The organism is Tabrizicola sp. T46 (assembly GCF_057219895.1).
Map to the genome: position 1 here is coordinate 185,331 of NZ_JBXVVV010000002.1, position 12,426 is coordinate 197,756.

A 12,426-nucleotide genomic window follows, 5' to 3' on the forward strand; every position below is an offset into this window, starting at 1 on the left:
GCCGGGGCGAGACCATCAGGCGCGGATCAGGCCCATCTGCTCCAGCTTCAGAAGCACCTGGTGCGCGCAGTGGTCGACATCGACATTCTCGGTGTCCACCACCAGTTCGGCATTCGTCGGGGCCTCGTAAGGGTCCGAAATCCCGGTGAATTCCTTGATCTTGCCTTCCCGCGCCAGCTTGTAGAGGCCCTTGCGGTCGCGGCGTTCGCACTCCTCGATCGAGGTCGCGACATGGACCTCGACGAAGGCGCCATAGGCCTCGATCATCTCGCGCACCGCCCGCCGCGTTGCGGTGTATGGCGCGATCGGCGCGCAGATCGCGATGCCGCCGTTCTTGGTGATCTCGGATGCGACATAGCCGATCCGCTTGATGTTGATGTCACGGTGTTCCTTCGAGAACCCAAGCTCCGACGACAGGTGCTTGCGCACCACGTCACCGTCCAAAAGCGTGACCGGACGGCCGCCCATCTCCATCAGCTTGACCATCAGCGCGTTGGCGATGGTGGATTTGCCGCTGCCCGAAAGGCCGGTGAAGAACACCGTGAAGCCCTGCTTCGACCGGGCAGGCGAGGTCTTGCGGAGTTCCGCCACCACCGCGGGGAAGCTGAACCACTCCGGGATGTCCAGCCCCTCGCGCAGGCGACGGCGCAGTTCCGTGCCCGAGATGTCAAGGACGGTGGAGCCTTCCGGCACTTCGTTCGCGGGGTAGTACTGGGCCTTTTCCTGCACGTAGACCATGTGCTTGAAGTCGACCATCTCGATCCCGATCTCGCCCGCGTGCCTGGCGAAAAGCTCCTGCGCGGCGTAGGGGTCGTAGAAGTCCTTGCCCTGGCTGTTCTTGCCCGGACCGGCATGGTCGCGCCCGACGATCATGTGGGTGCAGCCGTGGTTCTTGCGGATGATCCCGTGCCAGACCGCCTCCCTGGGCCCGGCCATGCGCATCGCAAGGTTCAGGAGCGACAGCGCCGTGGTCTGCGCCGGATACTGGTCGAGCACCGCCTCATAGCAGCGCACGCGGGTGAAATGGTCGACGTCGCCCGGCTTTGTCATGCCGACGACCGGGTGGATCAGCAGGTTCGCCTCCGCCTCACGCGCGGCGCGGAAGGTCAGTTCCTGATGCGCGCGGTGGAGGGGATTGCGGGTCTGGAAGGCCACGACCTTGCGCCAGCCGAGCTTGCGGAAGAGCGCGCGAAGCTCGTTCGGCGTGTCGCGGCGGGCCTTGAAGTCATAGTGCACCGGCTGCTGGATGCCGGTGACCGGCCCGCCGAGGTAGACCTTTCCGGCAACGTTGTGCAGATAGTTCACCGCCGGATGGGCAAGGTCATAGGCACCGAAGACCTTCTCGGCCTCGTTCGCCTTCACCGGCACCCATTTGTCAGTGACTGACAGGATGGCAAGGATCACCCCTTCCTGGTCGCGAAGCGCGATGTCCTGCCCGGGCGCAACCTTGTCGGCGAAGGCTTCAGAGACATCCAGCGTGATCGGGATCGGGAAGAGGCTGCCGTCCGCAAGGCGCATGTTCTCGACCACGCCCTCGTAATCCGCCTGGCCCATGAACCCCTTCAGCGGCGAGAAACCGCCGTTCATCAGGAGTTCAAGGTCGCAGATCTGGCGGGCGGTCAGGTCCCAGGACGGCATGTTGCCCGCCTCGACCTTCAGCTTCTCGGCTGCGGCGGACGAAACGTAAAGTTCCTGGATCGGGGCGTGGTTCGGCAAGGACATGGACACAACCTTTCAGCGCGGGGACGGGCCGCTTTCGGGCGGGTCCGTAGCGCGGGAAAGGGACGGAATACAAGCGATTGCAGGGGCATCCGGCCAGAAAAGGCGGAAATGCCGGGCAATCCGCCGCGCATGGACCGCTGTTCCATGCCGCCTTGCCCACGGCGAACACGGGTTTCGCTGCACTGCGGAAACCCGGCAGATCGGCCCGCGCGGCGCGCGGGCCGAAGCCAGTGTCAGGCCGCGAAACTGAAGCTCTTGTTCAGCGGCAACTCCCGGGCGCGCACCCCGGTCAGATCGAAAAGCGCGTTGGCCAGCGCCGGGGCGGCAGGGGGCGTTCCGGGTTCACCCACGCCGCCGATATGGCCGAAGGTGCCGTTGTTCTGCAGGATCCTGACCTCGAAGCTCGGGGTCGTGTGCATCCGCAGCGGCTCGTAGTCCCAGAAGTTTTGTTCGACCACCTCTTGGTCGGCAAATGTGATCGCACCCTGCACCGCAGCCGACAGCCCGTAGACCATCGCACCCGTCATCTGCGCCTCGATGATCGATGGGTCCATCGCCAGCCCGGGGTCGCAGGCGATCCAGGCCCGGGTCAACTTGATGCCGGCTTCGGTGTCCTGCACTTCCAGCACCTCGGCCACGGGCGTGCCGAAGGAATAACAGAAGGCAACCCCGCGCCCGAATCCGGGGCGCTTCAGGTTGTCCCAGCCCGACATGTCGCGCACGGTTTCCAGAAGGGCAGCCGAAGGGGCGTGCGTGTCCCGGATCAGGTCCAGACGGAACGCCAGGGGGTCGGCCCCCGCGGCATGGGCCATCTCGTCGACGAAGCTTTCCAGGAAGAAGGCGTTCATCGAATTGCCGACCGACCGCCAGAAGCCAAGCGGCACGGAAAGATCGGCGATGTGTCCGTCGAAGCGATAGTTGGGCAGGCCGTAGGGTTGATCGAAGCCGCCTTCGACCGTGCCGCGATCCGGTCCCGGCGGCGCAAAGCCGACCAGCCGCGTCAGGGCGTTCCGCGCCACGGACGGGGCGGCCGTCCGGCCCCAAAGCGCGGTTGGCTTGCCACCCTCAAGCCGCCCGGTGATGCGCGCAATCGCGGCCGGGCGGTAGAAGTCCTGCGTCATGTCCTCTTCCCGGCTCCAGGTCACCTTGACCGGGGTGCCGGGCATGGCTGCCGCCACCCGGGCCGCAAGGACAGCGGGAACCGGGTCAGTCCGCCCGCCGAAGCCGCCCCCCATGACGGGCGTGTGCAGGGTGACGCGGTCCGCGTCGATCCGCAGCGCGCCTGCCACAGCGTCGCGTGTCAGGATCGGCGCCTGGTTTCCGGACCAGACCTCGACCGACCCGTCATCCTTCACCCAGGCCGTCGCGTTCCAGGGCTCCATCGAGGCATGGGCAAGGAACGGGATGCGGTATTCGGCCTCGATCACGTCGCCCTTGGCCAGCTCTGCCTCAACGTCGCCGTCATCGCGCAGGCGCGAGTCATAGCCGGTCGCAAAGGCCGCCTCGATCCTCTGCATCATCGCGCCGGTGTCGGCGGGATAGTCCGCCGGGCCCCACTCCACCTCAACCGCCTGAGCGGCCTGCATCGCCGTCCAGGTGTTGTTGGCCACCACCGCAATCCCCGTGCCGAGGCCGATCACCTGCTCGACCCCCGGCATCGCCAGAGCGGGGGCCGGATCGAAGCTTTGCATCGCCCCGCCCCGCCGCGGGTTCATCCGGACCGTGGCGAATTTCATGCCGGGCAAGACGACATCCACCCCGAAGGTCTCGGTTCCCGTCGACTTCGCCACCATGTCCAGCCGCGGCATCGACTTGCCGACATAGCGCCAGGTCGACGGATCGCGCAGGGCGACATCCGCAGGCACCAGGTCGACAGCTTCCGCTGCCAGTTCGGCATAGGTGAAGGTCTTCTCGCCGATCACCTTGCCGCCTTCGGTCTTCAGCGTGTCTGGCGCGACGCCCAGCCGCTTGGCGGCGGCGGCCTTCAGCGCCTCGCGCGCGCCGGCCCCGGCCAGACGCATCTGGACAAAGCCGCCGATGGCCCCGGTCGACCCGCCGGTCATCTGCAGCGAGAAGATCTTCGGCATGGCCGCAAGGATCGCGCTGTGGGACTTGGGCTGCTGGGACAGAAGGAAGTCCGGCTGGTTCGACATGCGGTCGACGAAGCCTGCGTTGTAATAGGCCTGCGCGGGCGGGCCGTGGAGGACGCGGACCTGGGTCCAGTCGACGTCCAGCTCTTCCGCGACGAGGGCTGCCAGCGTTGTGGAAATGCCCTGTCCCATCTCGGCCCGGGGGGCAATGACCGTGGTGCCGTCGGCGTTGATGATGACCCAGGGGTTCAGGGGTGTGGCATCCGCGGCGGGGCGCAGCGGGTTCTCCGGCACCTCGGCAACCTTGTAGGCCCCGAAGGCCGCGCCGCCCACGACAGCCGCGCCGACGACAAGGAACGACCGGCGGGTGATCTTCTTCCAGTTTGCCATGGTCAGCCCGCCTTGATCATGAGTGCTGCATCATGGATCGCGGCCCGGATGCGCGGGTAGGTGCCGCAGCGGCAAAGATTGCCCTGCATCACCGCGTCGATGTCCTCATCCGTGGGATCGGGGATCTCGGCCAGAAGCGCCGCCGCCTGCATGATCTGGCCCGACTGGCAATATCCGCACTGCGCGACCTGGTGCCTGACCCAGGCCTCCTGCAGCGGCGCAAGATTGCCGGGCTGGCCCAGCCCTTCGATCGTGGTCACTGCGCCCGTCACCTCGGACAGCGGAACCTGGCAGGACCGGACGGCCTGACCGTCGATCAGCACCGTGCAGGCCCCGCACGCCGCCACCCCGCAGCCGAACTTGGTCCCGGTCAACCCAAGCCCGTCCCGCAGACCCCAAAGCAGGGGCACGTCGGGGGGCAGGTCGATCTCTCGTGGGGTGCCATTGATCGTAAGGGTGACGGGCATTTCGGGAGCTCCTGTTTACTGACAAAATGAACGCGAAATGTCAGCGTGTCAATCTCGGGTTTGACGGAAGCCCGACTCTCTGCAATATGGCGCAATGAGCGCTGATGCCGAGCCCTCCATCGACCCGAAGGACGCCGCCATCCTGCGGTCCGCCTTCCAGGCCTTTGCCCGCTACGGGCTTAAGCGCACGTCAATGGCCGATATCGCCGCGGGCGCGGGCATGTCGCGCCCGGCGCTCTACCTCCGCTATTGCGGCAAGGAAGACATCTTCAACGCGCTGGTCCGCACGCATTTCCAGCGGTCCGAGCGCGAGGTCGCCCGGATTCTTGTCCCCGGGGGGCCGATTGCCGACACGCTTCTTGCGGCCTTCCACGCCATCGACGGCGAGGCGGTCGAAGCGATGCTGAACTCGCCCCATGCCGACGAGATCTTGGCTGCCAACTCGCCTTTCGCCCAGAACGAGGTGCAAGAGGCGCATGAGCGGATCACGACGCATCTGGCCGGCTGGATCGCCGCCGAGGCTGCAGAGGGTCGGATATCCTTGAAGGGATTGGATGCCACGCCGGATCAGGTCGCGTCCCTGATCATGGCGGCGAAGTTCGGCATCAAGAGCTTCAGCAAGGATTTCGCCGCCTACCGCGCGGCAGAGGCCCGGGTCGCGGCGATCTTTGGCAAGGCGCTGTCCCCCTGAAACCTCAGGCCAGGTAGGCACGGAAGCTGCGGACAACCTCTTCGTAGACCGCGCGCTTGAAGGGCACGATGCTTTCGACCATCTCGTCCGCGAGGATCCAGCGCCAGCTGGAAAACTCCGGGTGTTCCGTCGCGATCCGGATGTCGCTGTCCTTGCCCCTGAAGCGGAACAGGAACCATTTCTGCTTCTGCCCCCGGTACTTGCCACGCCAGACCTTCCCCAGAAGCTCGTCCGGCAGGTCATAGGTCACCCAGCCATGCGTCTTGCCGACGAACTCCACCAGGTCACGGGTGACCCCGGTTTCTTCCCAGAGCTCGCGATAGGCCGCCTCGCGCGGCTTTTCGCCGTCGTCGATCCCGCCCTGCGGCATCTGCCAGGCGGGCGAGGGGCTGTCCAGCCGCTGCCCGGCAAAGACCAGCCCGCGCGCGTCGATCAGGACGACGCCGACGCAAGGCCGGTACGGCAGGCTTTCGCGGTCGGCGGTCATGCGGAAGCACGGCCCCCTGACGCCATGGCTCGCCCCTCTACCGACACGGTCAGGGCTGCACCGGGGCGATCGCGGTCAGCCCCTTGATGATGTCGACGGCATAGGCGAGCTGGTAATCCTCGTCCCGCAGCTTTGCCGATTCCTCGGCCCGGGCAAGTTCCTCTTCGTACAGCCGCTTTTCCTCATCGGTCATCGAATCGTTGTCGATCGCCCCGCGCAGGCTCGCTTCCGACCGTTCCTGCACCGCCGAGGCCGGCTCGTCCGCCGCCGTCTCATCCGCCGGCTTCGGCGGCGGCTGGTTCACCACGATGTCGGGCGAGATGCCCAGCGCCTGGATCGAGCGGCCCGACGGCGTGTAATACCGCGAGGTCGTCAGCCGCATCGCCCCGTCGCCACGCAGCGGGATCAGCGTCTGGACCGAGCCTTTGCCAAAGCTCTTGGTCCCGACCACGATGGCGCGCCGGTGGTCCTGCAAGGCGCCTGCGACGATCTCGGAGGCCGAGGCCGAGCCGCCATTGATCAGCACGACGATCGGCCGGCCTTCGATCAGGTCGCCGGCCTGTGCGTTGTAGCGTTCGCCGCTGCCAGCTTCACGACCGCGGGTCGACACGATCTCGCCCTTCTCCAGGAAGGCGTCAGAAACGTCGATGGCCTCGTTCAGAAGACCGCCGGGGTTGTTGCGCAGGTCGATCACCACACCGTCCAGGTTTTCCAGCCCGCCAAGTTCCTCGATGCCCTTGGCCAGTTCCTCGCGCATGCCGCTGGTCGTCTGGTCGTTGAAGGTGGTGACCCGCAGGACGACCGTATTGCCGACGACGCGGCCCTTCACGGCGGTCAGCTTGATCGTGTCGCGGATGATCGAGACGTCGAAGGGCTCGGTCGCGCCCTCACGGACCACGGTGATGATGATCTCCGATCCGATCGGGCCGCGCATCTTTTCCACCGCGTCGTCGAGCATCATCCCTTGCAGGGATTCGCCGTTCACATGGGTGATGAAGTCGCCGGCCAGGATCCCCGCCTTGGCGGCCGGGGTGCCGTCCATCGGCGCGATCACCTTGATGAAGCCTTCCTCCTGCGTGACCTCGATGCCAAGGCCCCCGAACTCGCCCCGGGTCTGGACCTGCATGTCCTCGAAATCCTTGGCGGAAAGATAGCTTGAATGCGGGTCAAGCGAGGTGAGCATGCCGTTGATCGCGGCGGTCACCAGATCCTCGGTCGAGACCTCTTCGACATATTGCGCGCGGATGCGTTCGAAGATGTCGCCGAACAGGTCAAGCTGCTCGTAGACCGAGCTTTCCTGCGTCGTCTCCTGCGCGACCAGCGGGCCGGCGATCTGCGTCGTCGCCACGACTCCGGCAACCGTTCCGCCCAGGGCGGCCATCACGAACTTCTTCATGTCCAGTCAGTCTCCTGTGCGGGCGAAGAGCGCGAACCACGGAAGCGGGTCCACGGGCACGGCGCCCTGTCTGATCTCAATATAAAGCGTTTCCGTTTCCCGCCCGCCAGTCCCATCCGTGGCGTTGGTTGCGAATTCCTCGGTCACGGCGGCGGTCCCCCCCATCAGGCCAAGGGGCGCAGCGGCGGCCACGACTTCTCCCACTTCGCCGTAAACCACATCAAGCCCGGCGAGAACCATCAGGTAGCCGTCTCCGGGCTCAAGTATCATCACTTTTCCGTAGTCGAGGAGCGGTCCGAGGTAACGGATCGTCGCGGGCCATGGCGCGGTGACAAGGGCACGGCTTTGGGCGGCCAGCGTCACGCCGGGACGACGGACGCCCGCCGCATCCGCCTCGTCCGCGCGGCGCAGGAGTGAGCCGAGGACGGGCAGGTCCAGCTTGCCCTTCTGGTCGGCAAAGCCTGGGGTCGCCTCGGCATCGGGCGAAAGACCGGCGGCGAACGCATCCAGCGTGTCGGCGCTTTCCAGAAGCAGGCGCAGGTTCTCGGGGTCGTCGGCAAAGCGGCGCGGCAGGTCCACCCGGTCCGAGATCGCCTGCGACAGGGCAATGCGCGCCTCTTGCGCCGCGGCAAGGCCGGTCTGAAGCGTTTCACCCGCCGAAAGCTGCAGCGTCCTCAGGTCGGCAAGTTCGGTCAGCCCGGCCTTCAGGGCCTGCGCCTCTGCCTGCAGGGCCGGGGTGACGTCGGCCATCAGCATCCCGGACCGAGCCGTGCCCAAGGCACCTTCCGGGTGCAAAAGCAGGTTCGGCCCCGGATTGGCCTCGATCGTTGCCAGCACGCCCAGAAGCCGCCCGATCCCGTCGCGGCGCGACTCGAAAGCGCGGGTCAGGGCCGCCTCGCGTTCGGCCGCCTGGCGCAGGGCGGCACGCAGGGCCGAAAGCCCCTCTTCATAGGCGCGGATCGTTTCGGTCAGCGCAGCCACGCGGTCGCGGGCCTCGGTCGCGGCCTCAAGGGCCGAGATCGCGGCTTGCAGGTTCGCCGATGCCCGGGCCGCATCCTCGGCCACCGTCTGCGCCGAAAGCGGCCCGGCCAGCGTCAGAAGAAGGGCAAGGGCGCGCATCATACGATCAGCGTCTGCCCGGTCATCTCGGGCGGCTGCGGCAGTCCCATGAGCTGCAGAAGCGTCGGCGCAAGGTCGGCAAGGCGTCCGCTCCGCAAGCTAGCTCCTGCGGGGCCGCCGACGAGGATCACCGGGACCGGGTTCACCGTATGCGCCGTGTGCGGGCCGCCGGTAACCGGATCGACCATCACTTCGCAATTGCCGTGGTCGGCAGTCACGATCATCGCCCCGCCCTTCGCCGTCAGCGCGGCAAGGGCGCGAGTCAGGCCACGGTCCACAGCCTCGCAGGCCTTGATCGCGGCGGGAAGGCTGCCCGTATGCCCCACCATGTCGGGGTTGGCATAGTTCACGACGATCAGGTCGTATCCCTTTTCGATGGCCTCGACGAAGCGGTCGCTGACCTGATCCGCGCTCATTTCGGGCTGCAGGTCATAGGTCGCCACCTTGGGGCTTGGCGGCATCGCGCGGTCTTCACCCGGGTAGGGCTGTTCCCTCCCGCCGTTCAGGAAGAAGGTCACATGCGGATACTTCTCGGTCTCGGCCAGCCGGAACTGGGTCATGCTATGCGAGGCAACCCATTCTCCCAGGGTGTTGACCAGCACGCGCTTCGGGAAGGCCGTGGCCATGTAGGCGTTGTGCAGGTCGGAATACTCCACCATCCCCAGCAGCGCCGACCACTTCGGCCGCTTGCCGGTGTCGAAGGCGGAAAAGGCTGGGTCGCCGATGGCCGCCAGAATCTCGCGCGCACGGTCGGCGCGGAAGTTCAGGCAGAAAAGCCCGTCCCCCTCCCGCGCGCCGTGATAGCCGTCGATCACCGTGGGCGCGAGGAATTCATCCGTCTCGCCCTTGGCGTAGCTGTTCGAGATCGCGGTCAGCGGATCGGGCGCGGTTTCGCCCTTTGCATGGATCATCGCCCCATAGGCGCGCGAGACGCGCTCCCAGCGGTTGTCCCGGTCCATCGCCCAGTAGCGCCCCGTCACGGTGGCAATGCTCGCGCCATTAGGCAGCCGCCTGACCAGCGCCTCGGCAAAGCCCAGCGCCGAGGATGGTGCCACGTCCCGCCCGTCTGTGACCGCATGCAGCGCGACCGGGACGCCCAGGGCGGTGATGGCCTGGCAGGCGGCAAGGACGTGGTTCACATGCCCGTGCACCCCGCCGTCCGAGATGACACCCATCAAGTGTGCCACCCCGCCCGCGGCCTTCACCTTCGCGGCGAAGTCCAGGATCGCCGGGTTCTTCCCAAAACTCCCGTCCTCGACCGCAAGGTCGATCGCGCCAAGGTCCATCGCCACCACCCGCCCCGCGCCGATATTGGTGTGCCCGACCTCGGAATTGCCCATCTGCCCGGTCGGCAGGCCGACATCCGGGCCGAAAGTCGTCAGCGTCGCATGCGGGCAGGTCGCCCAGAGATGGTTGAAGGTCGGGACATGCGCCTGTGCGGGTGCCGAAGTTTCCGGGTTCGGACCAATGCCCCAGCCGTCGAGGATGCAGAGGACGACGGGTTTCTGGGCAGTCATGCGGGGCTCCTTCAAGGCTTCGCCTTGCGGTTCTACGCGCATGGCCGCGGCGGGGCAACCGGGGCGTCAGGCCTGCAAGGCGGCCTTCTCCCGCACCCGCTGCCGCCAAAGGGTGAACACCCCCGCCGCCACCACGATCACCGCGCCAAGGGCCACGTTCATCCGCAAGGCCTCGCCAAAGACGAAAAGTCCGATGCCCGAGGCAAAGACGAGTTGCAGATAGGCGAATGGCTGGATCGCCGAGGCCTCCGCCACCGCATAGGCCCGGATCAGAAGCCAGTGTCCCAGCACCGCCGTGCAGCACAGAGTCGCCATCCAGGCCCAGTCCCCCGGCGTCATCCAGGTCCAGTGGGCGAGGCCAAAAGGCGTCATCGCCACCGCCCCCACCACCCCGGTCCAGAAGAAACTGACGGGTGCCGGGTCCTTCCGCGCGACATAGCGGGTCAGAAGCCCGTAGACCGCGAACATGAAGGCCGCAAGCAAGGGCACCAGCGCCCAGGGCGAAAAGACCGCGATCCCGGGTTCCAGGATGATCAGGATCCCGACGAACCCGATGATGATCGCCGTCCACCGCCGCCAGCCGACCTTCTCGCCCAGGATCGGGCCCGACAGCGCCGCGATCAGCAATGGGTAGCTCGCAAAGACCGCATGCGCCTCGATCAGCCCCAGCTTCACGAAGCCCACCACCATCACGCAGATCTCGGCCACAAGGATCACCCCGCGGGCCAGTTGCACCCAGGGCATCCGGCTCTGCGCCGCCGCCCGCAGCCCCCCCGCGCTGGAAGCCGCCACCACAAGGACGAAAAGCGCGAAGACCCAGAACCGGATCATCACCACCATCATAACGCTGTAATTTGTCGCCAGATGCCGCGAGATCCCGTCCTGCGCGGCAAAGACCACAGAAGTCGCGATCATCAGCCAGATGCCAAGACGCGTGTTCTGCGCGGTGACCGAGCTCATGCGGGCTTGCGCTCCAGCGACAGGGCGTAAAGCCCGGCGGCGATGATCACTAGCGCACCAAGGGCCACCGGCAGTTCCAGCACCTCGCCGTAGACTGTGATCCCAATGATCGTGACGAAGACGATCTGCAGATAGGCATAGGGCTGCACCCGCGCCGCCTCGATCTGCTCGTAGCACTTCAGAAGCAGCCAGTGCGACAGGATGGAGAGGGCGCAGTAAACCGCGAGGAAGCCCATGTCCTGCGCCGCCATCGGTTCCAGATGCGGCAGGCCGATCGCGGTCGTCAGCACCGCGCCGATCACGCCCGGCCAGAAGAAGGCGGGAAAGGTCGGCTCATCCCGCGTTGTGAGGCGCGTCAGCACGGAATACATCGCGAACAGGAAGGCCGAGGCCAGCGGCAGAAGGGCGGCCCAGCTGAAGACACCCATCCCGGGCCGCAGGATGATGAGCACGCCCAGAAGCCCCGCGGCCACCGCCGCCCAGCGCTGCCAGCTGATCCGCTCACCCAGGATCGGGCCAGAGAGCGCGACGATGAGGAGCGGGCAGACGGCAAAGACCGCATGGCTGTTGATCAGCCCGATCAGCGTATAGCCCCAGATGATCAGGCAGATCTCGGCCACCAGAAGGCAGGACCGGATCAGATGCGCAGGCAGCCGCGCTGACCGGATCGCCGCGCGCGGCCCCTCCGGGCGGCGCAGCGCCAGCAGGATCACGAAAGCCGCGAAGGCCCAGTAGCGGATCATCACGATCATCAGCGTGTTGTATTCGCCCGCGAGATACCGCGAGAACCCGTCCTGCGCCGCAAAGGCGGCGACGGCGGCAACCATCAGCCAGATGCCTTTGGCCGGATTCTTCGAGGCGGTGATGGAGGCGGTCATCGTCCCGGCTGGCTAGCACGCCGCACGGTCGGGCGAAAGCCCGGCCCCGGGAGATACCGGCCCCCCCCGGCCTGTCAGCTCCCGTCACGCATGTCCGCCGGGCAGCCCGCCAGAAGCGCCACCCTGTCAAACCGCGCGCTGCACCCTTCGCCCATAGGCGACTGGGCGATCAGGTCCACCGCCTGCACCCGGCCGGGCAGCGCGAAGAGGCGCAGAAGGTCCCAGCGCGCCCCGTCGGTCGAGGTGTGGAAGGCCACCACCTTCAGGTCATGCGCCACCCGCAGCCAAAGGGCCGCAAGGTCGAAGGTCGGCCCGTTCGCATCATCCGAGGTGCCCCGCGTCACCACGCTGACCGCCGAGCCGCGCCCGTCGGGTGAGCGTTCGTAGGCCAGCTTGGCCCAGGCTCCGGCATCGCTGCGGACCACCAGCGCGGCGGCATCAAAGGTGGCGCGGAATGCAGGCGCCACCCGGGCCACCACCCGCCATTCGCCGTCCGGGACCGGCAGGCGCAGGCCCGGCAGCCGGTCGATCGCGGGTCCGCCATCGGGCGGCGAAAAGGCATCGGTACCGGCACCGGCGGCAATCGTGACGCCGCCCTCGCTGAAACTGACCGTGCCGCAGTCCTTTCCGACAGCTTCAAGGGATTGCAAGTCGATCAAGGCTTCGCTCCTTTGGGCGGTCTGCGCCATGTCACGCGATCTTGCCCCTC

Annotated in this window: 11 protein-coding genes; 1 reads left to right on the forward strand and 10 read right to left on the reverse strand. The window is 66.9% G+C overall.

Translation table 11 applies throughout. From position 1 onward, the window contains the following. Nucleotides 1–15 precede the first annotated feature (15 nt). The 3 genes from AC2D9V_RS08405 to AC2D9V_RS08415 form a co-directional block, all read right to left on the reverse strand. Nucleotides 16–1,722 (reverse strand): bifunctional sulfate adenylyltransferase/adenylylsulfate kinase, encoded by a 1,707-nt coding sequence (locus tag AC2D9V_RS08405; RefSeq protein ID WP_484713616.1) that lies wholly within the window; start codon nucleotides 1,720–1,722, stop codon nucleotides 16–18. A gap of 233 nt (nucleotides 1,723–1,955) precedes the next feature. Beyond that, nucleotides 1,956–4,202 carry a xanthine dehydrogenase family protein molybdopterin-binding subunit gene (locus AC2D9V_RS08410; protein ID WP_484713617.1) on the reverse strand — a complete coding sequence of 749 codons (2,247 nt, stop codon included), beginning with the start codon at nucleotides 4,200–4,202 and terminating at the stop codon, nucleotides 1,956–1,958. 2 nt (nucleotides 4,203–4,204) lie between these two features. Beyond that, nucleotides 4,205–4,669, reverse strand: coding sequence for a (2Fe-2S)-binding protein (locus AC2D9V_RS08415; RefSeq protein ID WP_484713618.1), 465 nt, complete (start codon nucleotides 4,667–4,669; stop codon nucleotides 4,205–4,207). Nucleotides 4,670–4,763: 94 nt separating this feature from the next. Between AC2D9V_RS08415 and AC2D9V_RS08420 the strand changes: the two genes are divergently transcribed. Further along, the gene (locus tag AC2D9V_RS08420) at nucleotides 4,764–5,360 is read left to right on the forward strand and encodes a TetR/AcrR family transcriptional regulator (protein WP_484713619.1); all 597 of its coding nucleotides are present in this window, start codon (nucleotides 4,764–4,766) and stop codon (nucleotides 5,358–5,360) included. Between the two features lie 4 nt (nucleotides 5,361–5,364). Here the strand turns inward: AC2D9V_RS08420 and AC2D9V_RS08425 are convergent, their stop codons facing one another. The 7 genes from AC2D9V_RS08425 to AC2D9V_RS08455 all read right to left on the reverse strand — a co-directional run bounded on the left by AC2D9V_RS08425 (nucleotide 5,365) and on the right by AC2D9V_RS08455 (nucleotide 12,376). After that, entirely contained in the window at nucleotides 5,365–5,847 is a 483-nt protein-coding gene (locus AC2D9V_RS08425; RefSeq protein ID WP_484713620.1) for an RNA pyrophosphohydrolase, read from the reverse strand. Nucleotides 5,848–5,896: 49 nt separating this feature from the next. Then, the gene (locus AC2D9V_RS08430) at nucleotides 5,897–7,243 is read right to left on the reverse strand and encodes a S41 family peptidase (protein ID WP_484713621.1); all 1,347 of its coding nucleotides are present in this window, start codon (nucleotides 7,241–7,243) and stop codon (nucleotides 5,897–5,899) included. 6 nt (nucleotides 7,244–7,249) lie between these two features. Further along, nucleotides 7,250–8,365, reverse strand: coding sequence for a murein hydrolase activator EnvC family protein (locus AC2D9V_RS08435; RefSeq protein ID WP_484713622.1), 1,116 nt, complete (start codon nucleotides 8,363–8,365; stop codon nucleotides 7,250–7,252). Continuing rightward, nucleotides 8,362–9,879, reverse strand: coding sequence for a 2,3-bisphosphoglycerate-independent phosphoglycerate mutase (gpmI, locus tag AC2D9V_RS08440; protein ID WP_484713623.1), 1,518 nt, complete (start codon nucleotides 9,877–9,879; stop codon nucleotides 8,362–8,364). The genes AC2D9V_RS08435 and gpmI overlap by 4 nt, the downstream gene beginning before the upstream one ends. Before the next feature lie 66 nt (nucleotides 9,880–9,945). Then, the gene (locus AC2D9V_RS08445; protein ID WP_484713624.1) at nucleotides 9,946–10,839 is read right to left on the reverse strand and encodes a DMT family transporter; all 894 of its coding nucleotides are present in this window, start codon (nucleotides 10,837–10,839) and stop codon (nucleotides 9,946–9,948) included. Beyond that, on the reverse strand, nucleotides 10,836–11,717 hold the full coding sequence (locus tag AC2D9V_RS08450; RefSeq protein WP_484713625.1) for a DMT family transporter: 882 nt from the start codon (nucleotides 11,715–11,717) through the stop codon (nucleotides 10,836–10,838). Before AC2D9V_RS08450 ends, AC2D9V_RS08445 begins: the two co-directional genes overlap by 4 nt. Before the next feature lie 74 nt (nucleotides 11,718–11,791). After that, entirely contained in the window at nucleotides 11,792–12,376 is a 585-nt protein-coding gene (locus tag AC2D9V_RS08455) for a DUF1349 domain-containing protein (RefSeq protein ID WP_484713626.1), read from the reverse strand. Nucleotides 12,377–12,426: the final 50 nt, after the last annotated feature.